27 protein-coding genes and 1 tRNA gene are annotated in these 25635 nt (G+C 68.5%); 8 read left to right on the top strand and 20 right to left on the bottom strand.

From position 1 onward, the window contains the following. From VEW47_02710 to VEW47_02660, 11 genes are all read right to left on the bottom strand, one after another. Positions 1-743: ABC transporter permease (locus VEW47_02710; GenBank protein HYS04080.1), on the bottom strand; the 743-nt coding region annotated here is incomplete at its 3' end. Between the two features lie 4 nt (positions 744-747). After that, positions 748-1464 carry an ABC transporter ATP-binding protein gene (locus tag VEW47_02705; GenBank protein HYS04079.1) on the bottom strand — a complete coding sequence of 239 codons (717 nt, stop codon included), beginning with the start codon at positions 1462-1464 and terminating at the stop codon, positions 748-750. A 26-nt stretch (positions 1465-1490) separates the two neighbouring features. Beyond that, a complete protein-coding gene (locus tag VEW47_02700; GenBank protein HYS04078.1) occupies positions 1491-2645 on the bottom strand; it encodes an efflux RND transporter periplasmic adaptor subunit in 1155 nt (384 codons plus the stop codon). Positions 2646-2661: 16 nt separating this feature from the next. Beyond that, positions 2662-3108, bottom strand: coding sequence for a peroxiredoxin (locus VEW47_02695; GenBank protein ID HYS04077.1), 447 nt, complete (start codon positions 3106-3108; stop codon positions 2662-2664). A 118-nt stretch (positions 3109-3226) separates the two neighbouring features. Then, entirely contained in the window at positions 3227-4141 is a 915-nt protein-coding gene (locus VEW47_02690; protein ID HYS04076.1) for a DUF1259 domain-containing protein, read from the bottom strand. Beyond that, a complete protein-coding gene (locus VEW47_02685) occupies positions 4138-5280 on the bottom strand; it encodes a glycosyltransferase family 4 protein (GenBank protein ID HYS04075.1) in 1143 nt (380 codons plus the stop codon). Before VEW47_02685 ends, VEW47_02690 begins: the two co-directional genes overlap by 4 nt. A 7-nt stretch (positions 5281-5287) precedes the next feature. Continuing rightward, on the bottom strand, positions 5288-6070 hold the full coding sequence (locus tag VEW47_02680; GenBank protein HYS04074.1) for a Stp1/IreP family PP2C-type Ser/Thr phosphatase: 783 nt from the start codon (positions 6068-6070) through the stop codon (positions 5288-5290). 28 nt (positions 6071-6098) lie between these two features. Then, positions 6099-7049: a tetratricopeptide repeat protein gene (locus VEW47_02675; protein ID HYS04073.1), complete on the bottom strand. Its 951-nt coding sequence runs from the start codon at positions 7047-7049 to the stop codon at positions 6099-6101. After that, positions 7049-8170 carry a hypothetical protein gene (locus VEW47_02670; protein HYS04072.1) on the bottom strand — a complete coding sequence of 374 codons (1122 nt, stop codon included), beginning with the start codon at positions 8168-8170 and terminating at the stop codon, positions 7049-7051. Before VEW47_02670 ends, VEW47_02675 begins: the two co-directional genes overlap by 1 nt. Then, entirely contained in the window at positions 8157-9440 is a 1284-nt protein-coding gene (locus VEW47_02665) for a helix-turn-helix domain-containing protein (protein ID HYS04071.1), read from the bottom strand. Before VEW47_02665 ends, VEW47_02670 begins: the two co-directional genes overlap by 14 nt. Positions 9441-9591: 151 nt before the next feature. Next, the gene (locus VEW47_02660; protein ID HYS04070.1) at positions 9592-10362 is read right to left on the bottom strand and encodes a hypothetical protein; all 771 of its coding nucleotides are present in this window, start codon (positions 10360-10362) and stop codon (positions 9592-9594) included. Positions 10363-10459: 97 nt separating this feature from the next. Between VEW47_02660 and VEW47_02655 the strand changes: the two genes are divergently transcribed. The 5 genes from VEW47_02655 (at position 10460) to VEW47_02635 (ending at position 16672) form a co-directional block, all read left to right on the top strand. Beyond that, positions 10460-12430 (top strand): molybdopterin-dependent oxidoreductase, encoded by a 1971-nt coding sequence (locus VEW47_02655; protein HYS04069.1) that lies wholly within the window; start codon positions 10460-10462, stop codon positions 12428-12430. Further along, positions 12431-14311, top strand: a complete 1881-nt coding sequence (locus VEW47_02650; protein HYS04068.1) for an NAD(P)H-dependent oxidoreductase subunit E — start codon at positions 12431-12433, stop codon at positions 14309-14311. Then, entirely contained in the window at positions 14308-15186 is an 879-nt protein-coding gene (locus VEW47_02645; GenBank protein ID HYS04067.1) for a 2Fe-2S iron-sulfur cluster-binding protein, read from the top strand. The genes VEW47_02650 and VEW47_02645 overlap by 4 nt, the downstream gene beginning before the upstream one ends. 76 nt (positions 15187-15262) lie before the next feature. Then, the gene (locus VEW47_02640) at positions 15263-16279 is read left to right on the top strand and encodes an alcohol dehydrogenase (GenBank protein ID HYS04066.1); all 1017 of its coding nucleotides are present in this window, start codon (positions 15263-15265) and stop codon (positions 16277-16279) included. A 159-nt stretch (positions 16280-16438) separates the two neighbouring features. After that, complete coding sequence (locus VEW47_02635) at positions 16439-16672, top strand: hypothetical protein (protein ID HYS04065.1); 234 nt, start codon at positions 16439-16441, stop codon at positions 16670-16672. 22 nt (positions 16673-16694) lie between these two features. Here the strand turns inward: VEW47_02635 and VEW47_02630 are convergent, their stop codons facing one another. After that, on the bottom strand, positions 16695-17111 hold the full coding sequence (locus VEW47_02630) for a GFA family protein (GenBank protein HYS04064.1): 417 nt from the start codon (positions 17109-17111) through the stop codon (positions 16695-16697). Positions 17112-17212: 101 nt separating this feature from the next. On the opposite strand from VEW47_02630, the gene VEW47_02625 reads away from it, so the two are divergent. Then, positions 17213-18139: a hypothetical protein gene (locus tag VEW47_02625; protein HYS04063.1), complete on the top strand. Its 927-nt coding sequence runs from the start codon at positions 17213-17215 to the stop codon at positions 18137-18139. Here the strand turns inward: VEW47_02625 and VEW47_02620 are convergent. The 8 genes from VEW47_02620 to VEW47_02585 all read right to left on the bottom strand — a co-directional run bounded on the left by VEW47_02620 (position 18121) and on the right by VEW47_02585 (position 24140). Next, positions 18121-18444, bottom strand: a complete 324-nt coding sequence (locus tag VEW47_02620) for a hypothetical protein (GenBank protein HYS04062.1) — start codon at positions 18442-18444, stop codon at positions 18121-18123. The genes VEW47_02625 and VEW47_02620 overlap by 19 nt on opposite strands. Before the next feature lie 54 nt (positions 18445-18498). Beyond that, positions 18499-19017 (bottom strand): glycine/sarcosine/betaine reductase selenoprotein B family protein, encoded by a 519-nt coding sequence (locus tag VEW47_02615; GenBank protein ID HYS04061.1) that lies wholly within the window; start codon positions 19015-19017, stop codon positions 18499-18501. 10 nt (positions 19018-19027) lie between these two features. Continuing rightward, positions 19028-19780, bottom strand: a complete 753-nt coding sequence (locus VEW47_02610) for an SDR family oxidoreductase (protein ID HYS04060.1) — start codon at positions 19778-19780, stop codon at positions 19028-19030. A 207-nt stretch (positions 19781-19987) separates the two neighbouring features. Beyond that, positions 19988-20332: a metalloregulator ArsR/SmtB family transcription factor gene (locus tag VEW47_02605; GenBank protein HYS04059.1), complete on the bottom strand. Its 345-nt coding sequence runs from the start codon at positions 20330-20332 to the stop codon at positions 19988-19990. Next, entirely contained in the window at positions 20319-20774 is a 456-nt protein-coding gene (locus VEW47_02600; protein HYS04058.1) for an SRPBCC family protein, read from the bottom strand. Before VEW47_02600 ends, VEW47_02605 begins: the two co-directional genes overlap by 14 nt. A 125-nt stretch (positions 20775-20899) precedes the next feature. After that, positions 20900-22060: a protein kinase gene (locus tag VEW47_02595; protein HYS04057.1), complete on the bottom strand. Its 1161-nt coding sequence runs from the start codon at positions 22058-22060 to the stop codon at positions 20900-20902. After that, positions 22057-24012, bottom strand: a complete 1956-nt coding sequence (locus VEW47_02590; GenBank protein HYS04056.1) for a bifunctional homocysteine S-methyltransferase/methylenetetrahydrofolate reductase — start codon at positions 24010-24012, stop codon at positions 22057-22059. Before VEW47_02590 ends, VEW47_02595 begins: the two co-directional genes overlap by 4 nt. Positions 24013-24065: 53 nt before the next feature. Then, positions 24066-24140, bottom strand: a tRNA-Thr gene (locus tag VEW47_02585). A gap of 282 nt (positions 24141-24422) precedes the next feature. Here VEW47_02585 and VEW47_02580 point away from each other — a divergent pair. Together VEW47_02580 and VEW47_02575 are read left to right on the top strand one after the other, a co-directional pair. Next, on the top strand, positions 24423-24893 hold the full coding sequence (locus tag VEW47_02580) for a prepilin-type N-terminal cleavage/methylation domain-containing protein (GenBank protein ID HYS04055.1): 471 nt from the start codon (positions 24423-24425) through the stop codon (positions 24891-24893). Between the two features lie 125 nt (positions 24894-25018). Further along, positions 25019-25612, top strand: a complete 594-nt coding sequence (locus VEW47_02575; protein HYS04054.1) for a YigZ family protein — start codon at positions 25019-25021, stop codon at positions 25610-25612. The last annotated feature ends 23 nt before the right edge of the window (positions 25613-25635 follow it).

Here is a 25635-nt window from a genome sequence, read left to right as displayed (position 1 = left end):
CCCATCATCTCGGCGAACTGCAGCATGAACTGCTTCTCGGGCATCGCCTTGACCGGCGCCTCGCTGTTCTCGAACATCCGGTTGATGGCGTCGCAGACGACCGGCACCTGCTCGGGCGTCTTGGTGCGCAGGAAGAAGATGCCGGTCCGGCTCAGCCGGCCGATCGAGGAATTCTCCAGGTACTTGTTGTGGAAGAAGATGTTCGACTCGTCCGGCCCGGTGTAGACGCCGCGCAGCACCAGGTCGAGCATCCCGGTGATGTAGGTCCCCTTGATCTGGATCCGGTCGCCGATCCCCCAGTGATACTTGTCGATGAGCTGCTTGCCGGCGACGAACGAGTCGCGCTCGGCCTGCCACGTCTTGAGCTGGTCCTGGGGAAGAGTGTAATCGTCGTGGATCACGGCCCAGGTCTCGGGGTCGGTCGAGAGCTGGCCGAAGAAGTTTTCCGGACGGTCGTCCTTGTACATGCCGCCGAACCAGACTTCCGGCGCGACCGCGACGACACCTGGAATCTGCTCGATCCGCTGCCGGTAGGCGAGCGGCATGAAATTCGCCAGGCCGGTGGCGTGCTGCACGACGATGTGGGTCGCCCCCTTGCCGGTCCCGGTCGTCCCTTCCATCCCCTCCAGGAACGACGACAGAACCACGATCAGGACGAGCACGAGAACGATCGAGGCCATCGTCAAGAAGGCCCGGATCTTCTTGCGGAAGACGTTCTTCCAGATGAAGCGGAAGTATTTCACGGCGTCACCTCGAGTCCCGCGATCGCTCGACGACCGCCGGCGTCTCCGGCGACAGCACCCCCTTGTCCAGGTGGAGCTGCCGGTGGGCGCGTCCCGCGGCCCGAGGGTCGTGCGTCACCATGACGATCGTCTTGTGGTACTCCTCGTTCAGGCGGTTGAGCAGGACGAGGATCTCCTCGGCGCTCTTCGCGTCCAGGTCCCCGGTCGGTTCGTCGGCCACCAGGATGAGCGGATCGGTGACGATGGCCCGCGCGATGGCTACGCGCTGCTCCTGCCCGCCCGAGAGCTGGCGGGGGTAATGGTCCATCCGGTCGGCCAGGCCGACGATCGTGAGCGCCGAGCGCACGTGCTCGTTGCGCTCCCGGCGCGACAGTTTCGTGAGCAGGAGCGGCAGCTCGACGTTCTCGAAGCCGGTGAGGACCGGGATCAGGTTGTAGAGCTGGAAGATGAACCCGATCGTGTCGGCCCGCCACCGCGCCAGTTCGGTCTCGCGCATCGACGAGATGTCGCGGCCGTCGATGCTGAGGCGCCCCTTCGTCGGGACGTCGATGCCGGCGATCAGGTTGAGCAGGGTCGTCTTCCCCGAGCCGGAGGGCCCCATCAGCGCGACGAACTCCCCCTTGTCGATCTCGAGATTGATGTCCTCCAGGACGGGGATCTGGAGGGCGTCCCGGCGGTAGACCTTGGAGACATGCTCGACGGAGATCAGAGAATGCGCCACGTTCCCTCCTGTGTGACGGGGGTGACCTACCTGCCGACCTTCACCTTCATGCCGCTCGCCAGGGGCTGGCCCGCGGCGTTGGCGACGAGGGCCTCGCCGCCGAGCAGCCCCTCTTTGATCTCGGCTGTCGCCTCGCTCTGGCGGCCGACGACGACAGGCTGGAACACCACCCGGTCCTCCTTGATCAGGAAGACGCCGGTGCGGCCGTCATTCAGCGCCAGGGCGCTCTTCGGCACCTCGACCCGGGTCCGCGCCGACTGTCCCGCCGTCGGGGCGGAGGTGAAGCTGACGCGCGCCGACAGATCGGGAAGGATCCGCTCGTCCGGATCGAGGAAGGCGACCTTGACCTTGACCGTTCCCTTCTGTCGGTCGGCGGACGGGATGACCTGCTTGAGATACCCCTTGTAGACCCTGTCGGGGTACGCCTCCAGGATGATCTCCGCCGGCTGCTTGGAGCCGAGCCGGGCCAGGTTCGACTCGTTGACGTCGGTGCCGACGTAGAGGGTCGAGAAATCGACCAGGGTGACGATGGCGCCGCCGTTCGTCGAGCCCTGCCCCGGCGAGCCGAACGGGGACACCGCCTCTCCCACGTGGGCCCGCTTCGCCACCACGACGCCGTCGAACGGCGCCCGCAGGACGGTGTAGTCCTGCAGCGCCTTGATGTAGTCGACGCGAGCCCGTGTCGCGGCCTCGGTCGCGACCGCCGCGTCGAGCGTCGATTTCGGGGCGAGCTGCTGCTGGAACAGGTTCTGCTGCCGGACGAGATCGGCCGCGGCCTGGGCGAAGGAGGCCTGCGCCTCGGCGAGCTGGGCGTCGAGGTCCTGATGGTCGAGACGGGCGATGATGTCGCCCTTGTTGACGCGTGTCCCCTCGGTCACGCGCAGCTCGGTGATCCGCGAGGTGATCTTCGGGGAGAGATCGGCCTTGGTCTCCGCCTCGACGTACCCCGAAGCCGACAGCACCGTGAGCGCCTGTCCCTCCGTGATCAGGGCCGCATTCGTCTTCTCGACTAGCGGGGCGCGCAGCGAGGAGGACATCCAGGCGAACGCACCCGCGCCGATGGCGAACACCAGGACGGCCCCGCCCAGGAGGAGCAGGACGGGGCGCCTCGGGCGCTCCGGCTCGCGGCGGATGCGCAGGGAGGCGAGGTCGGGCGCCTGGCGCGGAGTTTCGATCGGCATCGGAGTGCTCATGTTCCTAGTCCCGCCCGATAAGCTCCAGCACGTCCCGCGGATGATTCTTTGTGTCCACCTTCGGAAAGGCGTGGCGGATGATGCCGTCCGGACCGATCACGTAGGAGATTCGCTTCGCCGACCGGTCCTGAAGATCTGCGCAGGCCCCGTAGGCCATCCCGATCTCCCGCCGGGTGTCGCACAGCAGGCGGTACGGAAAATCGAATTTCTTCGCGAAATCGGCGTTCTCCTGCACGGTGTCGAACGAGGCTCCCAGGATCACGGCGTTCTTCTTCTCGTACTCGGACGCCAGGTCGCGGTACCCGCAACCCTCGATGGTTCAACCGGGTGTATCGGCCTTCGGAAAAAACCAGAGGACGACCGTCTTTCCTTTGAAATCACCGAGGGAGACATCCTGTCCCCGGTGGTCTTTCACCGTGAAATCGGGCGCTTTGGATCCGACTTGCAGCATGGCGGGCCTCCTTTCCGGGTCTCGGATGGACAGGGCCATTGAGAGTACCATCCGGCGGGCGGGCCCCGCAAGGCGTGCGATTCCCGGAGCCGCGCGGACGCCCCCGAATGGGGGGACGTCAGGGCGCGAGGCCGTCGAGCGCCTGCCTCACGGTCCCGGCCAGGCGCCTGGCTTCTCCGCGTCCCCAGTAATGGAGGAAGATCAGGCGCGGCTCCTCGAGCGTCATGTGCTGGTGGATGGCGACGATGTCGACGCCCCCCTTGCGGAGCGTCCTGAGGACCTGCTGCAGCTCCCCCTCCCGAACGGCGAAATCACCGTCCACGATCGCGTCGTCGGCTCCGCCTGCGAAGGCCGCCCAGGTGTTGATCCCCATGTCGGCGCCGATCTCCATATCGCCGTGCCGGGCCTTGCGGCCGAAGACCGCCTTGAACATTCCGTCCTTGGATTGTCCCTGCACCCCGAGCACAGCACTCAGCGCCGCGGCGTCGAGCGCGCTCTTCGGCGGGGAGGGACGGCCGCTGGTCGCGGACGGGACCGGGCGCGCCTGCCGTGCCTTGCGAACCGCGTCCAGCGCGCCCCGCACGGCGCCGGCCAGATCGAGGCTCGCCCCCGTCCCGCCGACGTGCATGAAGAAAACACGCGGGTCGTCGTAGAAGAAGTGATTGTGCAGGGCGGTCACCTCGGCGCCGCGCGCCAGGAGCGCGTCCATCGCCGGGTTGACCTCGTCCTGAAAGACGACCAGATCGCCCATCATCATCGATGTCCCGGTGCCGGTCCACTTGAAGGCGACCCAGGACGTCAATCCCAGGAACGGTGGGAGGGGGATGCCGTCCACGTGCACCGGGACGTCGCTCCTCGGCAGGGCGACCCTGTACACCTGCTCCGTGGCGTTCCAGGTCCCGCTCGCCTCGAGGAGACGATCGACGTCGGCGGCGGCCGCCGGTCTGGGTGGGGTGGGCGGCGCCTCCGCGAGACCGACGAGGGCGAGGACCATCAGGGCCGAGCTCGAGGCGAAGTCGCGTGCGGTTTTCATGGACGATCCCTCCGGACACTCTCCACCACCCTTTTGTACACCGCCAGCGTCTCGTCGGCCAGCCGATCGGGGCTGAAACGGGCGGCGACCTCGCGGCTGCCGCGCCGGCCCATGGCGCGCGCTTTCTCGGGGTCGTCGAGGAGCGTCAGGATGGCCGTGGCGAGACGAGCCGGGTCGCGCGGCGGGACGATCAGGCCTGTGACGCCGTCCTCCAGGATCTCGGCCGCTCCGCCGATCGAGGTGGCGACCGCCGGGACACCGCACGCCAGGGCCTCCTTGAGGACGGCGGACGAGGCGTCGCAGTCGATCGAGGGAAGGACGGAGATGTTCAGCGCCGCGGTGACCTCCGGCACGTCGTCGCGGAAACCGAGAAAGCGCACGGCCGGGGCCACGCCGAGAGACGCTGCGAGCTCCTTGAGATCGCGCTCGCGCGAGCCGGTCCCCACCAGGAGAAAGCGCGTCGCGGGACGCGCCTTCAAGATCATCGGCGCGGCCTTCAGCAGATCGTCCTGCCCCTTGTCCGCCACCAGCCGGCCGACCACGCCGACCAGGGGAACCTCGGGTGCGAATCCGAGATCGGTCCGCACGCGGCCGCCGCTGACTCCCGGGTTGAAACGGTCCGGACGGTAGGCCGACGGCACGACCGAGACACGCTCCGGAGCGAGGACGCCCTTCCGGAAAAACGGCTCGTAGCGCTCCAGGACCGACCGGCTGACGACGATGAGGTGGTCGACGTGCTGGGCGTACAGCCGGCGGTTGAACAGGTGGTCCCGGACGCGCTTGGTGTTGTGGCGCGTGAACACCAGGGGGGCCGTCGCACCGGCGATCCTCCGGGCCAGGACGGTGGTCCAGACATCCTGCGAGCCGTGCGCGTCGATCAGGTCGTAGCGGGCCCCGAGCAGGTGCCTCGCGAGGACCGCCACGTCGCGCAGCGCCTTGAAGAGGAACTTCGGCTTGCGGAACTCGAGCCGGTCGAAGACCTCGATCCCCGCCTCGCGCGCGCGGATCGCCAGCTCGGAGCCGCGCGGCACGGCCAGCGTCACAAGGTGGCCGCGCTCTTTCAGGACCTGGGACAGCATCAGGATGCGGGACGGCTGGCCGCCCCAGCCGCGGTGGAAGTTGGTGTGGAGAATCTTCAATCCGGGTCTACCGGCCGGCGCGCGCCAGGATGACCGTGACGTTGTCGTCGCCGCCGTGATCGTTGGCCTGATCGACGAGCGCCCTGCATCCGGAGGCCGGGTCCTCCTGATGGGCGAGGACGGTCTTCAAGATATCGGCGTCCTCGACCATGGTCGTCAGGCCGTCGGAGCACAGAAGAAGAAGGTCACCGGGACGGAGATCCTGCTCGACGAGATCCGGCTCGACGTCCTCCTGGCTGCCGACCGCACGGGTCAGGATGTTGCGCGCCGGGTGCCGGCGCGCCTCCTGGGTGCTCAAAGCGCCGGCGCGAACCTGCTCGTTCACCAGGGTGTGGTCCGACGTCAGCTGGCTCAAGGCGCCGTCGCGGACCAGGTACGCCCGGCTGTCGCCGACCGAGCCGATGTAGGCGCGCGATCCATGGATGTGGGCGATCACCACCGTCGTCCCCATGCCGCGCTTGCTGCTGTCGTGCCGGACCGAGCGCACGATCTCCTGGTTGGCGAGACGGATGGCGTTCAGCACGCGCCGTGCCGGGGCGGGCAGGCCGGCCTCGTCTTCGCTCGGTGAACGGAACGAGGCGGGAATGGTCGGCTCCTTGCGGGGGTCGGAGCCGGAGATATGCCTCTCGATCGACTCGACCGCCAGGCGCGACGCCACCTCGCCCGCGGCGTGCCCCCCCATCCCGTCGGCCACGACGAACAGGGCGCCGTCCTCGGAGATGGCGAACGAGTCCTCGTTCGACTTCCGCTTGCGGCCGACATCGCTGAGCCCGGCGCTTTCGATCTTCACGTGGCTGGATCCGCCATGACCCGGAGTCTTACCCCTGGACACGGGTCCTCTCTTTTTTCGGAGCCGACAGCTCCTGGAGCTTGACGAGCGCCGGCTCGTTGTTCGGCTCGCGCGCCAGGATCTCGCGCAGCTCCTCGACGGCCTCTTTGTCGTGGCCGCCCTCCGCCAGGGCGAAGGCCAGGTTGAGCCGGGCGAAAGGATACTCCGGATTCGCCTCCAGCGCCCTGCGAAACGCCGCGACCGACTCGTCCCATCGGTCGAGCTCCCCCAGGGCGACGCCGATGTAGTTGTGGACATCGGCGAAATTCGGATTCAACTCGCTGGCCAGGCGGAAATCCTCGGCCGCCCTCTCGTGCTGTCCCTCGGTCAGGAAACGCAGGGCACGCCCGTAGTGGAACGCGAAGCTCTCCGGGCGGCGCAGGAAGGCCTCGCGCATCCACTCCTCGCCTTCGCGGCCGTCGCCCCGGGCCAGGGCGTCCTGAGCCCTCTGGAACGGCTCGTCGATGGCGCGCACGGCCAGGTCGCGCGCGGCCGCGAATTCCTTGTGCGCCTCTTCCTTCTGGCCGGTCTCGAGCAGGAGGAAGGCGAGCTGCACCCGCGCCTCGAGGTAACCGGGGTGCAGCGAGACGGCGCGCCGGTAGCACTCGATCGCCTCCAGGCTCAGGTCGAAGCGCGCGTACAGCCCCCCCATGCGGAAGTGGATGTCGGGGTAGTCGGGGGTCAGAGCCAGGGCCTCGCGATATCCTTCCACCGCCGCCTCGACGTTCTTCGCCTCCTCGAACTTCTCCGCGGCGGCGATGTGGGTCTGCGTCAGGTAGTAGATCGCCATGCGACGGTCCGACTCAGGCGTCTCGGGGGCCTGCAGCACGCGCGTGAGAAACTCGATCGCCTGCTTCGCCTCGCCGCGGTAGTAGTGGTACAGCCCCGACTTGAGCTGGTAGTTGCCGAGCAGGTTTCTGATCGACCTGAGCAGCCGCATCAGTGGGCCTTCTTCATCCTCTTCGAGGGCTGGGTCCTGGCCAGGAACAGGTTGCGCGCGTTGCGGCGGACCAGCTCGGGAATGTTCTTGTCGCCCGCGACGATCCTCAGGTCCCGCGTGCCCAGCCTCGGAAGAAACTGCACGGTGAGGCCGGGAGGGGTCTTGGGGTTGCGCACCAGGGCGTGCACCGTGGTGTAGCTCTTGGTCCACTCCTTCTTCGAGGCGATGGTGCGCAGGATATCCTCGGTCACGCTGCGCATGGAGGCGAAGACGGTGATCTCGTTGTTCGACAACTTCGGGCTCTTCAGGACAGCCCCCGCGACAATCCTGGCGGTGTCGCGGATCAGGATGGCCCGCTCCTCGGCTTCCCCTTTCATGGCGAGCTGCAGACGCTCCGCCACGTTCAATTTCATGATCTTCTGGAACGCCGGGGTCCGTCTCAGTTCCTCCTCGAAGTTCTTCTCCTCCTCCTCGGTCATGAGCGGAGGCGCGGCCTCGCCCTCGGGCGGGGGCGCCTCTCCTTCGGGCGGGGCGGCTTCGAGGGGCGCTTCGCCGGCCGGCGCCTGCGGGGCGGCCGGACGGATCTTGATCTCCTCCTTGCCGATGAAGTCGCGCTCCAGCTCCGCCAGCCGGCGACGGTTGTCCGGCGACAGCTGAGCGTTCGAGCGCAGCACCTCGAGCAGTCGCGGGTTCCTGATGAGCCGGACCTCGTTGGTGACGATGAGATTCAGGGTCTCCCCGGGAGCGCTCGCCGCGACGGCCTCGAGGGTGGCGTCCAGGACGGCCGGGTGGGCGATCGCCGCCTCCAGCGCGTCCCCCGCGAGCCGGCCGGAGCGAGCGAAGTAATCGAGGACGATCGGATCGCAGCCGGGGTCGCGCAGGAGCGGGGCGAGCGTCTCGCCGGTCATCTTCCCGAGGCTCTCCGACGCCGCCTCCACGACCGCCGGCTGCTCGTCCTGCAGCAGGCAGATCTGCGTGTACACGAGATCCTGCAGAGGGAGGGGCAACGCGCCGCGCGCCGCCGTCAGACGGATCGATTCGGCGGCGGAGCCGGCGAGTATCTTCTCGACCAGCGGATGACGGGGGGGCTTCGGGGCGGCCTGCGGCTCAGGGGCGGCCATCGGATCCTCCGCCCGGCGCCGGGCAGATGCGGGCGTAATCGTCGACGCGGATGGTGTAACCGTAGGCGCGCGTCCCCGGATCGCCGAGCGGCAGACAGGTTTCGCCGTTCACCGACAGGACCACGGCGCCGGCGTCCGAGGCGCTGACACGGATCACCGTGTCGCACTTGGTCCGCTCCGTCTCGCCGGCTTCCAGGAACCGGTTGACCACCTCGCGCCCGTCGCATGCGAGGACCACGTATGTCTTGCTGCGGGCTTCGATCACGGTCTTCATCGGTCCGCGTGCGGAACGAGCGTCGTCCTGGCGCGCCTGCTCCGTGGGCCGGTCGTCCGAGGGCCTGTCGTTCGAGGGGCGTGCGTCGCCGGGCGAAGGCTCGGGAGGAGGAAGCGAAGCCTGCTTCGGCGGCGGCGTCCGGGACGGTGTCGCGGCCGGTTTGCCCGGCGCGGCACTCTTCGCCGGCGGCGTGCCGGCCGTGCCCAGGATGAGAGGCGATTGCGCGGCTATTTCGGGAACCACGGTCGATCCGTCCGGCTCGCCGCGCGCGCTGTCGGTCTCCGCGGGCGGTTGGACCGCCTCGCCGGCGGGCGTTCCGGGGACCTTCTCTTCGCTCGTCCCCGGTTGCTCCGGCACGCGCCGCGCCCCGGGCATCGTTCCACGCACCAGGCTGACGATCAGGAACAGCACGCCTGCCGCGGCGACCAGGGACAGCACCCACACGAGCACGCGGGACGAGGCCGTCGCCTGCGTGTCGGCGACGTCGATGCCGCTGACCGCGGGACGGGGCGTCTGATCCAGCACGCGCTCCAGGGCCGCGATCGTGGCCCTCGTCTCCCCCTGGGACGGCGCGTGCGCGGGGCGGCTCGGCTCTGGAATCGCCGAAGCGCGGGTCTCCTGCGCCCGGCGCTGAGCCGTCGACATCGCGGAGCCCGAGGGGCGTTCCGTCCTGTCCCCCGCCGGCGCGCGACGCTGCGGCACCTCCTGCGGCCGGTGCAGGTTCGAAGGACCGCGGGAGGACGCCTCGCCGCCGGGACGGTGGACGTTGATTTCCTGCAGGTACGAGTTGACCATCGCCTCGCCGTCGATGCCGATGTACGTGGCGTAGGCGCGGATGAATCCCTTGTTGAACAGCCCTCCGGGAAGGGCGTCGAAACGGTTCTCCTCCAGAGCCTCGAGGTAGCGGAGATTGATCTTTGTGGCCTCGGAGATCTGTCGCAGGGAAATTTCGCGCAGCTCGCGCTCACGTTTGAGGGACTCGCCGAAGCTCGCCATCGACACCGCGCCCGCAGCACTACAACTCGTTGGGCCAGAATGACTTTCGACCGTGGCCTAATAATAAGGATGGGGTTACGGTTTGTCAAACCACCCTAAGTCAATATGCGTCAATCAGTTAATCAAATCGAGGGGGGAGCGCCCGCCCGATCTATTCCGGGCCCTCTCTCGCCTCGATGAGCCGCACGGCGGCCACTTTGACCAGCTGCGGCACGTGGGGAGCATGGGTCAACTCCTTGAGGACGCGGGTGCTCAGACTCTGGAGGATTCTCAGCGCGATGGACGGAGGGGTCTCGGGGTTCTGAACGAGCGCCTTCCGGACGGCCGGCCGCGCCGAAAACCTTCCGTCATCCGCCAGCGCCTGCAGGACGGGGCCCGGCGTGACCGTGGCACTGGCGATCGTCAGGGCGTCCTCCTCCAGAAGACGAGGATTGTGCAGCAGGGCCCGTATCACCATCGGATGATCCTGCCTGCGCAGGAAGGCGATCACGCCGCGGCTGGCGATGCGGGCCAGGGCGATCTTCTCTCCCAGCGCCATCTCCTGCAGCCTGATGGTCAGAAGCCGCTCCGCCACGCGGCGCAGCGGCGGCGGCAGGGGCGCGTGATCCGCGACCCTGACCAGGTCCCGCCACCACAGGTACTGCAGCAGGTTCATGGCGATGGCGCGCGGTGTCTTCGGGTGCAGCACGAGGGCCGATTTGACCTCGTAGACCTTCAGCAAGGATGGATTGCGCGCGACGCGCTGGATGAACGGAGCCGTGACGGCGCGATTCTTCAGCGCGACCAGCAGGAGCTCCGGGACGAGCGCCGGGTTCTCGAGCGCACCCTCGAGGTACGGCAGGGGAGCGGTGGCCAGCTCCGCGGCCAGGGTCCTCGCCGGCGCGCTCCGTCCGGTCTCGAGCGGCGATTCCATGCCGCTCAATGTACCGCGCCTCACGGCGGCCCGGCCACTCCTGGACACATGCGATGAACGGCGGTAAGCTCGGACCTTCAGCGACGTTCGCGTTTCACGAATCGCGATGGGAGTGACGATGAAGGGCGGCTACACCCGGCTGACCGAGCCGCTTCTGCGCAAGAACGGGATCCTGGCGCCCGCGACCTGGGAGGAGGCGCTCGAAGCCGCCGCCCGGGGATTCCGCGCGGCGACCGATAGCCACGGGCCTCAGTCCTTCGGCATGTTCTCCTGCTCGAAGGCGACCAACGAGGTCAACTATCTGGCGCAGAAGTTCACGCGGTCGGTCATCGGATCGAACAACATCGATTCCTGCAACCGGACCTGACACGCGCCCTCCGTCGTCGGTCTGACGACGGTCTTCGGCGCCGGGGGCGGGACCTCGTCCTACAGGGAGATCGAGGAGACCGATCTGATCCTCCTGTGGGGCTCGAACGCGCGCGAGACGCACCCGATCTTCTTCCATCACGTCCTGAAGGGAGTGCGGAACGGCGCGCGGCTGTACGCCATCGATCCGCGCCGGACCGGCTCGGCGCAATGGGCCGACGTGTGGCTCGGTCTCGACGTCGGCTCGGACGTCGCCCTGGCGAACGCGATGGGACGCGAGATCATCTCGGCGGACCTCGTGAACCGGGCGTTCGTCGAGCGCGCCACCCAGGGGTTCGAGGCGTACCGCGCGGGAGTCGGGACGTACACGCTGGATTACGCGGAGAAGGAGACCGGCGTCCCGGCGGCGGCGATCCGCGACCTGGCGCACGCCTACGCGCGCGCCGATCGGGCGCAGCTCTGCTGGACGCTCGGGATCACCGAGCACCACAACGCGGTGGACAATGTTCTCGCGCTGATCAACCTGGCGCTTCTGACCGGCCACGTGGGGCGCTACGGCTCCGGTCTGAACCCGCTGCGCGGGCAGAACAACGTGCAGGGGGGCGGCGACATGGGGGCGATCCCGAACAAGCTCCCGGGCGGGCAGGACGTCGAGGATGCGGTGCTGCGCGCGAAGTTCGAGAAGGTCTATGGCGCCACGATCCCGCCGAAGATCGGCATGCACCTGTCGCAGATGTTCGAAGCCATGGAGCACGGCACGCTGCGGACGGTGTACGTCCTCGGCGAGAACCCCGCGCAGTCGGAGGCCGACATGACGCGGGCGATGCGGCTGATGGAAGGGCTCGACCACCTGGTCGTGCAGGACATCTTCATGACGCGCACGGCCCAGATGGCCCACGTGGTGCTGCCGGCGTCGGCCTCGTGGTGCGAGGCCGAAGGAACCGTGACGAGCAGCGAACGTCGCGTCCAGCGCGTGCGCAAGGCGCTCGAACCGCCGGGGCAGGCGCGCGACGATCTGCGAATCGTGTGCGACTTGGCGCGGGCTCTCGGGCGCGACTGGGGTCAGCCGACCGCCGAAGAAATCTGGGACGAATTGCGCTCTCTGTCGTCGTGGCACAAGGGAATGTCCTACGCGCGTCTCGAATCGGCAGGAGGCCTGCACTGGCCCTGCCCGGACGAGTCGCACCCCGGGAGCCCGTTTCTCCACGATCGACTCTGGAAGGACCCGGTCGAGGGGAGGCTCGCGCCGTTCAGCGTCGTGGAGCACGATCCGCCGGTGGACCGGCTGACCGAGGAGTACCCGATCCGCCTGACGACCGGCCGCCGGCTCGACTCGTTCAACACCGGCGTGCAGACCGCCGGGTACGCGTCCCCGCTGCGCCGCGGTGAATCGCTCGACCTCGCGCCGGAGGACCTCGAGCGCTACGGCCTGGAGGAAGGAGAGCGCGTGCGCGTCGTGTCGCGGCGCGGCTCGGTCGAGGCGCCGGTGCGTGGCGACACCGGCCTGCGCCCGGGCCTCGCCTTCATGACGCTGCACTTCCAGGATGACGTTGCGACGAACCTGCTGACCATCGACGCGACCGACCCCAAGTCCGGCACGGCGGAATTCAAGGCGACGGCCATCCGCATCGAGCGGCTGCTCTCCAAGGGCGCGCCGCGCGGGCGCGCCGCGGCCGCGGCCGGGGCGCGGGCCGGCGCCCGGAGCTCCTGAGTGGACCTGCACCTCATCCCCGGAGCGACCCCCACGGCGGAAGAGCGGGCCGCCGTAGACGCGGCCCTCGGCCCTCCTGAGTCCGGCTGGGACGGTGGGACGCGTCGCTCCGGCCGCGAGGCCCAGGTCGCCCGCGGCGGCATGGATGCCGCGCGGCGGCGCGACCTCCTGCTGCCGGCGCTGCACGCCATCCAGGGGCGCGTCGGCTGGATCAGCGAAGGCTCCCTCAATTACGTCTGCCAGCGGTTGTCGGTTCCTCCCGCCGAGGCGTACGGCGTCGCCGCGTTCTACGCGATGTTCTCCCTCGAGCCGCGGCCGAAGACGGTGGTGCACGTCTGCGACGACATCGCCTGCCGTGTGAGCGGCGCGCTCGACCTCTGCCGCGAGATGGAGAAGCGTCTCGGCCCGCCGGGCGAAGCGAAGAAGGGGGCGTCGGCCACATGGCTGAGGAGCCCGTGCCTCGGCCAGTGCGAACGCGCCCCGGCCGTGATGTTCCAGTCGGCGGGGGAGGGGCGAGGGGATTGGAGCCTCGCGCCGGCGACGGCGGCGGACGTGACGGCGGGGATCGACACGCCCCGCGCCGCCTCCGCACATTCCGGCGTCCCCTCCGCCCCGCAGACCCTCGCGCCGCGCGCCCCCGGCCTCCGCCTCCTCAGGCGCGTCGGCGTCGCCGACCCCGAGAGTCTCGACGACTACCGCGCCCACGGCGGGTACGCCGCGCTGCGCCGCGCCCTCGCCATCGGCCCCGAGGGGATCCTGCGCGAAGTCCTCGACTCGAAGCTCGTCGGCCGAGGCGGCGCCGCCTTCCCGACCGGGCGCAAATGGGAAGCGGTGGCGCGCCAGCCGGTGCGCCCGCACTATCTCGTCTGCAACGCGGACGAATCCGAGCCGGGCACCTTCAAGGACCGCGTCCTGATGGAGGAGGACCCGTTCGCCGTTCTCGAGTCGATGACTGTCGCCGCCCACGCCACCGCCTGCGAGCGCGGTTTCATCTACGTGCGCGGCGAGTACCCGCTGGCGATCGAGCGTCTCCAGGGGGCCATCGAGCAGGCCCGCACGCGCGGCTTCCTCGGCGACGACATCCTCGGCGAGGGGCTCCGCTTCGACGTCGAGATCCGCCGCGGCGCCGGAGCCTACATCTGCGGCGAGGAGACGGCCCTGTTCAACTCGATCGAAGGCCACCGCGGCGAGCCGCGCAACAAGCCGCCGTTCCCCGTGCAGGTCGGTCTCTTCGGCAAGCCGACCGCGATCAACAATGTTGAAACACTGGTCAACGTGCTCGACATCGTCCTGGAGGGGGGCCCGGCGTTCGCCGCCGTCGGCTCCGACCAGTCGACCGGTCCGAAACTGTTCTGCGTCTCCGGCTGCGCGACCCGCCCGGGCCTCTATGAAGTCCCGTTCGGGGCGACGCTCCATCAGCTCATCGACCTCGCCGGCGGCGTGCGCGGCGGCCGTCCCTTGCAGGCGATCCTGCTCGGCGGCGCGGCCGGCGTCTTCGTCACTCCCGCCGAGATAGAAGTCCCGCTCACCTTCGAGGGGACGCGGGCGATCGGCGCCACGCTCGGCTCGGGCGTCGTCATGCTGTTCGACGACACGGTCGATCTTCAGGACACCGTCCTGCGCATCGCAACCTTCTTCCGCGACGAGTCGTGCGGCCAATGCGTCCCGTGCCGCGTCGGAACGGTCCGGCAGGAGGAGGCGCTGCACCGACTGGCCGCGAAGCGACCGCTCGGCTCGGCCGCCCAGGAAGCCCTCCTCATCGACGAGGTCGCCCAGGCGATGCGCGACGCCTCGATATGCGGCCTCGGCCAGACTGCCGCCGGCGCCGTGCAGTCGGCGCTTCGCAAGCTGCACCTGTTCGACGGAAAGGGGAGCGCATGAGCGACCGCCCGGGCGGTGCCCCCCGGCGCGACGTGGAGCTGACGATCGACGGTGCCGCCGTGCGCGTGTCGGAAGGGACGACGATCCTGCAGGCCTGCCGCGGCCTGAAGATCGACACGCCGACCCTCTGCTACCTCGAGACCCTGACCCCGGTCAACGTCTGCCGCGTCTGCGTCGTCGAAGTGGAGGGCTCGCGCGTCCTGGTCCCCGCCTGCTCGCGCCCGGTCGAGCCGAAGATGGTGGTGCGCACCGACAGCGAGCGCGTCCGCCTGAGCCGCAAGCTCGTGCTTGAGCTCCTGGCGTCCTCCGTCGACCTGTCGCTCGTCTCGGACGAGGTCAAGGGGCACATGAAGCGCTACGCCGCCCGTCCCGAGCGCTTCGGCCCCAAGGCCGCCACCGTAGCGCAGCCGCCGAAGATCGACAACGACCTGTACATCCGCGACTACTCGAAGTGCATCCTCTGCTACAAGTGCGTCGAGGCCTGCGGCAAGGACGCCCAGAACACGTTCGCCATCGCCGTCGCCGGCCGCGGATTCGACGCCCGCATCTCGACCGAGTCCGGCCGCCCGCTCACCGACTCCGCCTGCGTCTATTGCGGCAACTGCATCGGCGTCTGCCCCACCGGCGCTCTGATGTTCAAGAGCGAATACGACATGCGCCGCGCCGGCACCTGGGACGAGTCGAAGCAGACCCAGACCGACACCATCTGCCCCTACTGCGGCGTCGGCTGCACGCTCCAGCTGCGCGTGCAGGAGAACAGGATCGTCAAGGTCACCTCACCGCTGGACCACGACGTCACGAACGGGCACCTGTGCATCAAGGGGCGGTTCGGGTGGCAGTTCGTGCAGAACCGGACACCGCAGGAGGTCAAGTAAGCCGACAAGACGGACTCCAAACCCTACCGGACGAGGCTTGTCCCTCCGGTGATCGTGCTGTTAGACTGGTGAACCCATGGCGACGATGCGCGCGGTACAGGTGTCCCGGCCCGGCGGGCCGCTCGAGATGGTGGAGAGACCGATCCCGGAGCCGGGGGCCGGAACGCTACGGATCAAGGTGCGCGCCTGCGGCATCTGCCACAGCGATTCGCTCACCAAGGAGGGGGGCTGGCCCGGGATGCAGTATCCGCGCGTGCCGGGACACGAGGTGGCGGGGACGATCGACGCGGTCGGCCCCGGCGTGGTCGGATGGGAGGAGGGACAGCCGGCCGGCGTGGGGTGGAACGGCGGGTACGACGGACGCTGCGACCACTGCCGGCGCGGAGACTTCTTCGCGTGCGTGACCGGTCAGGTGACCGGCATCACCTACGACGGTGGTTACGCGGAGTACCTGATCGCCCCCGCCAGCGCCGTGGCGCGGATGCCGGCGGGTCTCGACCCGGTCGAGGCGGCTCCCCTGATGTGCGCCGGCCTGACGACATTCAACGCGCTGCGCAACAGCGGTGCGCGGCCGGGGGACGTCGTCGCCGTGCTCGGCCTCGGCGGGCTGGGGCATCTCGCGGTGCAGTATGCCGCCAGGATGGGCTTCCACACGATCGGCATCGCTCGCGGCAAGGACAAGGAGCCGCATGCCCGCCGGCTCGGCGCGGCGGGGTACATCGACAGCCAGGCCCAGGATCCGGCGGCGGAGCTCCAGAAGATGGGCGGTGCCGCGGTCATCCTGGCGACGGCGACCAGCGGCGAGGCGATCGGCGCCGTGCAGGGCGGGCTGGCGATCAACGGCACGCTCATGATCGTCGGGGCGGCGCCGTCGCTGCAAGTCTCACCTGTCCTGCTTCTCTCCGGACGCCGCTCGATCAAGGGGTGGTACTCGGGGACGTCGATCGACACGCAGGAGACGCTGACCTTCAGCGCGAGCACGGGCGTGCGGTCGATGAACGAGACCTTCCCGTTCGAGCGCGCCTCCGAGGCCTACGAGCGCATGATGAGCGGCAAGGCGCGTTTTCGCGTGGTCCTGACCATCGGACGGTAGGCTCGACCATCCCATTTTCAAACGCAACTGTTCGACTTCGGACACTCCTGCCCACGATCCGGCCGCGCGTTCGGCGCAATTCACGGCCCAACCCCTGGCTTCGGCACGCATCGAGGATTGGCACGATTCGTGAAAGGGAGGTCGAGCGAGGGCCACCGCATGAGACTGATAGACGAACTCACGATGGAGATTCAGGTGGGGGCCGATCCGGCGAGCTCTTCCGTCGAGCTGAAGATTGCCGGGACGGCGGAGGACGACGTCCGGATAGTCCATCTGAGCCGCGAGGAGGCGCGCCGGTTCGCCGCCCTCATCCTGTCCCAGGCCGCGCGGTTGGACCAGGCGCAATCGGGCTGGCGCTCGCCTCATTCCAGCTTTGAACGTCGGAGCGCCTAGCAACTCGCGCTCATACACCCTCTCAGCCTTTGCGCGCCTCGAGAAAACGCGGCAGTCCGTCCTCCGGAATCGGCTCCCACGGTGCGGCGTAGGCGACGTACGCTCGATACGACGGGCGGATGCCCGGATCGGTGTCGAACGTGCCCATGCGAACGCTGATCACGTCGGGGTCGTGCTGGCTCTGGCTCCACAGGGCGCCCCCGCAGCTCGAGCAGAAGACCTTTGCGAATCCGTCCGGCGGGCGCCAGGCCTTGATCAGCTCCTGTCCGGAGAGAACCCGAAGCGATCCGGGCGCGATGCGCGCCGATGCCGCCGCCGCCGTCCCCGTGCGCCGCTGGCAGCGGGTGCAGTGGCAGTAGCCGGCGAACACGAGCGGCTGGGCGATCTCGTAGCGGACGCTGCCGCAGAGGCAGCCCCCGGTCAGCGGAAGCTTGGGCATGGTCCTGTCCTCCTGTCGAGCGTTGCGATGCGCATCTTACGCCCGGAAACTCAAGTAGGATCCCGGCGCGGTCAGTGTTGGCGCGAGCGGAGGGGATCCGGATGCGTCAGAGAGTCTTTTCAATTTTGGTCCTCCTCGGGACCAGCTGGGCCTGCTTTCATGTGCTGAAGGAGCATGGATACGAGGGGGAATGGATGCCGCTTCAGCAGATCATGAACTTTGCCTTTCCTCCGCCCGTCGGCCATCGGGTCCTTTTTGCCCTCCTCGCCGATGCGATCCAGGCGACGTTCCCCTCGTTCAGCTACGTGAAGTGCTTTCTCCTGTCACAGCTGGTTGCCACCCTCGCGGCCTTCGAAGCGATCCGAAGGTGGGCCGCGCTGTTCGTCCGGGCGGAGTTCGCCTTCCTGGCTCAATTACTCCTAGCTGTGATCCTGATCCCCACCCTGCGCTATTACAACTTCTATGACTTCGGAGTCGTCTTCTTCTTCAGCGCGTCACTCCTCTGTCTCTTCAAGGAGCGGTTCTTCCTCTACCTGGGTCTCTTAGCCTTGGGCACGGTCAACCATGAGATCGTTCTTCTTCTGATTCCCGTCTACCTAGTGCTTCAATTTCCTCAGGGAGTCAGGCGGCTTGCAACCTGGGGAAGAGTGGCCCTGCAGCTGGCTGTATGGGGAGGCGTTCGACTCCTGATGTTCTGGCTGCTCCCCTCGGCGGTGGCTCCCGAGCTTCGCATCGAGACCAATACTCAGCAGCTCCTTCACCCGACGGCGGGACTTCTGACCCGTTATCTGGCTCCGGCCATCTGGATGGGAGTCGCAATTCTAGGGTATCGCCACGCGTCGCCGGCGCTGCGTCGAACGGTCATTCTCCTGCCGCTGCTGGCGACGACCACCTTCCTATACGGCCAGTTCCACGAGGTCAGGCAGTTCGACGCGTTCGTGCCGGTGATGGTGGCGTTGATCCTCTGCGCCCTGCCGGCGAACCTCGCGGTTCGACCGGCCCCGGACGCTCATGCGCTCTTCCGTTGAGCTTCCCCCGTCACGCCATGACCCGTGAGTGAGGACAATTCGGCGGAGACGGCCGGGCTTGGCGCCTTCCAGTCACGGACGGCCGTGTACGCATGGCGTCGCCAGCGATAGGGGAGCTCGACGACCAGCCCCGGGCGCGGCGCGCGTGTCGCCATCGTGAGCATGTCGTGGAGCACGGTTCGCTGCTGGGCGACATGGCCCGGTTCGCCCAGGGCGTGGCCGAAGGGCCAGTGCAGGTACAGGAAGCGCGGCGCGCGGGCCGCCTCCGCGACCTCCTTGACGAGACCCAGGGCCACCGTCGTCACGCCCCTGGCCTCGATTTCTCTGGCAAGCAGTCCGACGGACCGCGTGCAGATCGGTCAGGCGGGCACCAGGAGAACCAGGTCGACACCCGACTCCTTGATGCGTCGCGCGACCTCCTTGATTGCCGGCATGAGCCGTTTGGCGCTCCCCATCAATCCGAATCCGTAATGAACGTCGGACAGCCGGCCGATGACCCGCTCGGTCTCGAGCTCGCGCAGGCGCTCGATCGGAAACACCAGATTGATGTCCCGAAGTGCATCGGTCTTGTCGTACGCCTGGTGCGAGATGGCGAGATCGGCCTGTTGTGCTCCATTCGGGATGACGCGGAAGGTCGGATCCCCATTGAGGTTGAACGGGCGATCGCTTCGCAGGTGCACGCCGCCGCTCGAGACGAGCGCCACGGTGCTCTGCGCCAGCGGTCTTCGCAGCGGCGTCCAGGGAATCTCTCCGGTTGCGAGGCGTCTCAGCTGGGGCAGTGCGATGAGCTTGCTGACCCAGTGGCCGAACGCCGTCCCCACGGGGATGACGCCGAACAGGACGGCGCTGCCGCCGGCCTTCATCTCGTTGATTTTCATGTCCGCCTCCTCAGAGCTGGATCATGCCGCCGTCGACTACCAGCTCCGTCCCCACGATGAACGCGGATTCGCTGGACGAGAGGTAAAGCACCGCGGTGGCGATCTCCTCCGGCTGGCCGAATCGCTTGAGCGGGACCCGCTCGGTGATCTGCTCCTTGAGCTGCCGGGTCGCCTCTTCCGGCAGTCCCATGCGGTCGAGGATCGGGGTCGCCACGGGTCCCGGGCTGACGACGTTCACTCGTATTCCCCGTTTCAGAAGGTCGGCCGACAGGGTCTTGGCCAGGTTGACGACGGCGGCCTTGGAGGCCCCGTAGACGGTGGAGCCCGGCATGCCCATGTGCGCGTTGATCGATGCGTTCAGGACGACGGCGGCGCCGCGCGGGAGAAGCGGAAGCGCCTTCTGGACGGTGAAGAAGGCGCCCTTGAGGTTGGTCGCCATGGTTTCGTCGAAAAGCGCTTCGGTCACGTCCTCGAAGGGGACGAACTTGCCGATGCCGGCGTTGACGAACAGGGCGTCGATCCGGCCGAATCTCTCCTTGATCCGGTCCATCGCAGTCGAAATCTCCGGGACTCGCGAGGAGTCGGCCTTGAGCACCAGGACATCGGGCCCGAGCTCCCTCTGGGCCGCCTTCAGGGTGACGTCGCTCCGTCCCGTGATGGCCACCTTGGCCCCCTCGCGGACAAACGCCCTCGCCGTGGCGAGACCGATGCCGCTGTTCCCACCCGTGACCACCGCGACCTTGTTCTTGAACCTCTCGCTCATGGTGTGCTCCTCCTCGTGGCCACCGTGGCCCGATGTTCTCTACTTCAAGCGGCGTGCCAACACTGCGGCCGATGACGATCCACCGTGGAACACGCTGACCGGGCTTCGGTTCCCCCGCGACGCACCGGAATGCCCGGCAGGGGAGACGGCTGCCTGAATTCGAACACCTGCCGAAATGCGGTCAGGTTTCGCCCGTCGACCGCGCGTCTACCTTTCGACGTGTCGCTGCAGCCGGCCCAGGGCGTCGTCCCACAGGCGCGAGATCCGCTCGAGATGCAACCGCGCGTCGGCAAGCCGCTTCGGCTCGACCTGCCAGATGCGCTCGCGTCCGCGCCGGCTTCCCCGGATCAGACCGGCCCTGGAAAGGACGTTCAGGTGTTTCGTGACCGCCTGGCGCGACACCGGGGTCTTCGCGCTCAGGCGCGAGATCGATTCCGGCCCGCTGGAGGAGAGCCGGACGAAGAGTTTGAGACGCGTCTCGTCCCCGAGAGCAGCGAACAGGGGCGCGGCGTCCCGGACCTGCGCGACGTCGATAGCGTCAGCCGGCGACATGGCGCTGAATGTTCTGCATCTGGATGGCCCACCCCTGCGAGTTCATCCGGAACGCCTCGTCGCGACGTCCGGCCGGAACGCGATCGAAGCCGGACTCGACCACCGTGAGCATCGTCCCGGCGGCCGCCTCCTCGAGACGGAACTCGACGAGCGTCGCGGGTTCAGCGGAGTAGTCGACCTTCGGGTCGACCGCGTACGGGTGCCAGCGGAACGAGAAGAGCCGCTCGGCGTCCATCCGCTCGACCTCGACGCTGAACGTCAGGTGCTCGTATCCGGGGTACGTGACCTTCCCCTTCACCGTCCTGCCGACGGCGAAGCCGGATTCCAGCTTCACGCGGAACCAGGTGCCGAATTCGGCTGAGTCCGTGAGCGCGCGCCAGACGCGCGATTTCGGGGCGCGCAGCAGAATCGTCTTCTCGATGCGATCGGTCGTTGATGTCATCCGGGAACCTCCTCGTGGCCGGCGGCGCTCATGCGCAACCGTATGGTTGCACTATACGGCAGACCCGGGCCACGTGCAACCCAAGAGTTGCTCTTTCCGGAGATCGCCCGCCTGGCGCGGCGAGTCTACCGTTTGCGCGCCAGCCGCCAGAACTGCTGTTCGTTGAGCAGCGTGATTCTGTGTCCCTTGGCGCGCAGCCGCTTGATCTCCATCAGTTTCAGGCCCGCGTCGCGGCCCGCCGCCTGCAGAGGATTCGGCCGCCCGCGCACGATGACCGTGGTCAGCGCCGACGGTCCGCCGTGCACCTTGGCGCCGGCCTTCCGCGCGGCCCTGGAGGCCACGCTGCGGCGCTTGCTCAGAATACCGGTGAAGGCGAGGTGCACCCCATTGAGGGACCGCAGCACGCCCGGCTTGAGAGGGGCCGGAGGATTGCGCAGCGCTTCGATCAGGTCGTCGGCGCTCTCGTATCTCTTGCGGCGCTCGCCGAGGCAGCGATGGATGATCTCTTTGAGATGGTCGCCGCAGGGGAAGCGGCGGATCTCCGAGGTGCGCAGACGCGCGCTCGCGTCCCCCTTCACCAGCATGCCGAGGAGCTGCCCGACCTGGTACACGTCGTCGCGGGCCTGCCACTTGGGGACCGCGCCGGCGAGGATGTCGCTCGGGGCCGTCAGCGCGTTCATGGTGTGCGACACGACTCCGCCCCGGTCGCTCTGCTGGCGCACGATGCCGAAGTCCCCGAGCTTGAGGCTCGGCCCGTCGCACACGAACACGTTCATCGGCGTGAGGTCGCGGTGCAGCAGCCGCCCGCGGTGCAGCTTGCGGAGCACCTCGAGGATGCCGGCGATCTCGCGCCGGACCGTCTTCTCGGGCCACCCCGTGTCCGCGCGGTGCAGGAACGCCCGCAAGTCACCGTGGCGCGCGTACTCGAGCGCCAGGAAATACAGCGGCCGGCCCTCCGGCGTGGTCAGCGGAAAGGCGTCGTAGACGCGGATCGCTCGTGGATGACCGTCCAGGAGCTGGCCGAAGTACGCCTCGCGCAGCCACCCGTCGATGCGCCCGCTGACCTTGATGCAGACCAGCTCCGCGACAATGGTGGAGTGCTCCAGGCGCCGTGCGAGAAAGACCTGCCCGAACCCCCCCTCGCCGAGAAACTGTTCGATCCGATACGACAGGAGCGTCTCCGGACTCCGGATCGTCTGCCCGGGAGACAGCAGGCGGCGCGTGGGATCGTGCGGGACGCGCGCCCGGCCTCCGCTGCGTGTCGTGGCGGTGGAGACGTCCTTCACGGGCGACCTCGAGGATGTGGAGCGTCCTGGCGGTCCTCCGGGTCGAAGTCGTATCCGAGCGGCTGCAGGACTTCGACGGCGGTGCGGAAGCGGCCGAACTGCGGCATGAGATACGCGCCGGCCACGTCGTCCTTCACCTCGAGGAGCATGTCGCGTGCGACCAGCATCCCTTCCCGCCGGCCCTCCTCGGCGGACGCGGCCTTCGCCATGCGCGCCCGGATCGCCGCGGGAATCTGCATGCCGGGGACTTCGTTGTGCAGGAACTCGGCGTTCCTGGCACTCGCGAGAGGGCACAGCCCGACGAGCACGGGAAGACCCAGCGATCGGATGTCGAGAAGGAAGCGCCTCAGCACCACCGGGTCGTACACCGGCTGAGTCATCACGAACTCGGCGCCGGCGCGCTTCTTCTCCTCCAGGCGTCTCAGCTCGCGGTCGTAATCGTGGGCCGCCGGCTCGGCGCCGCAGGCGAGCAGGAACGAGGTGCGGTCGTGCATCGACTTGCCCGCCGGATCGACCCCGTGATTGAGCGAGTCGACCAGCCGCAGCAGGCCGATCGAGTCGAGATCGAACACCGCGGTGGCGGCCGGGTAGTCCCCCATCTTCGGCGGGTCGCCGGTGATGATGACCAGGTTCCTGACACCGAGGACCCAGGCGCCCAGGAGATCGGAGTGCAGCCCGAGCAGGTTGCGGTCGCGGCAGCAGACGTGCAGCAGGACGTCGAGACCGAGCCGCTCGCGGATCAGCAGGGCCAGCGCCAGGTTGCTCATGCGCGCCACGGCGCGGGGCCCGTCCGCCGTGTTCACCGCGTCGACACCGGCGCGCTTCAGCATCGCCGCGGCCTCGAGACTGTGCCCGGGGTCGAGGCCGGGCTCGGGGTTGACCTCGACGCTGACGACGAACGACTCCGGACCGGCGAGCGGGAGGCGCGGCCCGCCCGGGTCGATCCGGTCGCGATGGACGCGCGCGATTTTCGCGCCGAGCGTCGACTTCTCCGCCATCGGCGCCGACGGGGGGCGGCCCACCTCGGGGATCGCGATTCCCGGCTTAGCCGCCTCGACCTTGACCCTTCCACCCGACATCATGGCGGCCGCGTCCGCGACGCGCCTGACGTGCTCGGGCCCCGTGCCGCAGCAGCCGCCGACGAGCGACACGCCGCTCTGGAACAGCCGCCGCGCGTACACCCCGAAGTACTCCGGGGTGGTCATGTAGATCGTCCTCTCGTCCAGGCGGCGGGGACGGCCGGCGTTCGGCTGCGCGCTCACCGGCCGGCCGTGACCCAGCATCTCGCGCGCCACCTCGAACACGAAGGCCGGTCCCTCGGCGCAGTTCACCCCCACCACGTCGGCGCCGCGATCGCGCAGGAAATCGGCGATGAGGGCCGGCGGCAGCCCGTCGACCGAAGGCCGGTCCTCGCTGAACGACATCTGCGCCACGATCGGGCCGGGAAACAAAGAGCGGGCCGCCTGGAGGGCCGCTTCCATCTCGGCCGCCCCGATGAAGGTCTCCAGGACCAGCAGATCGACCCCCTCGTCCACGAGAGCCTCGATCTGCTCCTTGAAGACCGAGTCGAGGATGGCGCGTCTTTCGGCGGTGAGCTTCGCGGCCAGAGTCCCGGTCGGCCCCACGGAGCCGGCGACGTAGGCGGCCCGTCCCGCTGCCTGGCGCGCCAGCCGCACGCCCGCCCGGTTGATGTCTCGCAGCCGGTCCTGCGCACCGTAGCGCCGCAGCAGCTCGCGGTTCGCCCCGAACGTGTTCGACTCGATGATCTGCGCGCCGGCCGCCACGTACTCCCGGTGGATTCCGAGCACCAGGTCGGGGCGCGCCAGGTTGGCCTCGTCGAACGATCGAGTAATGAAGTATCCGCGCTCGTAGAGCTGCGTCCCCATGGCCCCGTCGAAGACGAGGGGGCCGCGCGCCAGCATCTCGGAGAAGGAGGTGTCGGTGAGAGGCATCGGCTGAAAGCCTGTCCTTCGGCCGCCGGCCGGCGGGTCGCCGCGGAAGGGGATGGAGCCGACGGCCGGGGTTGAACCGGCGACCTACTGATTACGAATCAGTTGCTCTACCACTGAGCTACGTCGGCGCCCGGGAGATCGACGCATGACAATCTCACGATCGCGTGAAGAGTCCGTAGTTTAAGCGGGCGGCGGTTTCGATGCAAGTGACGCGATCGCGAGGGCCGCGCTGACGCTGAACGGCAGGCGGGGGGCGGAATCGCCACTTTTTGGCACAACGAAATTGAGGCCGCCGCTTGCGACCGGCGCGGCCAACGTTATGTTATGTCGACAGTTGCATCCAGGGGGGCCGGGACCGGCCGATCTGGCACCGTCCTTGCCCTTTGAGAGCGCGAAGGGGGAGCGCGCCGATGATGACGCTTCGCGGATCCAGGCACTCAGGAGGAAAGGGCTTCACGCTGATCGAGCTCCTGATCGTCGTCGCGATCATCGGGATCATCTCCGCGGTCGCGCTTCCGAATCTTCTCAACGCGATCGACAAGAGCAAGCAGAAGAAGTCCATGTCGGACCTCCGGACGATCGGCACCGCCGTCGAGGCGTATGCGACCGACACCGCCGTCTACCCGCAGGCGATACCGAGCTGGGCCGCGCTGAAGCTGATCGTCGATCCGTACTTCATCAGGATGCCGCCGGATGCCGACGGGTGGAGCAACGGCTGGGACGCATCCACGACTTCGACCGGGTCGGACTACACGCTCGCAAGCTATGGCAAGGATGGCCTCCTCAGCTCGCGTCCGGGCGGGCAGACCACCGACTTCAACTGCGACATGGTCTTCTCGCACGGACAGTTCTACCAGTGGCCCGAGGGGACGCAGTCGTAGCCAATCCGGGCCCGCCGCGTTGACCCGAAGCAACCCGCCTCGTTAGACTCGCGCTTCCAACGAATCCGTTCTCGCGGGAGGTCCGGCTGGCCGCTTCCTTCCCCACCCTGGCGCGGACGCTGCGCGTGGAGACGCGTGAGAAGGGCTCGCGCTTCATCGCCACGGCGGTGCCGGCGCGCGACGAGGAGGAGGCGGACCTGGCGATCGAAACGGTGCGGTCGGAGTTCCCGGATGCGACCCATCACTGCTGGGGCATGTCGGTGGCGGGGCGTCCGGGCGAGCGGTTGGAGCGATCCCACGACGCGGGCGAGCCGAAAGGGACCGCGGGACCCCCCGTCCTGCAGGCGATCCACAGCGCCGGGCTCGGCAACCTGGTGGTCGTCGTGACCCGTTACTTCGGCGGCACCAGGCTCGGCAAGGGCGGCCTGGCGCGCGCCTATCGCGCCGCCGCGACCCGGGTCCTCCAGGACGCCCCGAGGGTCGAGGCGGTGCCGATGAGCCGTCTGCTCATCAGCGTGCCGCTCCGTCTCGATGGCGAGGCGCGGCACGTTCTGGCCCGGCATGGGGGGCGCGTGGACTCGTCATCCTACGACGACGCGGAGAGAAGTGTGCTGCGCGCCAGCGTGCCGGCCGGGGCGCGCGACCGTCTCACGGAAGACCTGCAGGAGATCGCCCGCGGCCAGGCCCGCCTGGAGGAGATCGACCGGCCGCAAGGCTGATTTGATCCAGGCGGCACCGGCTG

The organism is Candidatus Dormiibacterota bacterium, assembly GCA_035635555.1.
Classification (GTDB): Bacteria; Acidobacteriota; Polarisedimenticolia; order Gp22-AA2; family Gp22-AA2; genus Gp22-AA3.
Note: the sequence above shows the minus strand (reverse complement) of the source record. Positions and strands in the feature narration are given on the sequence as shown.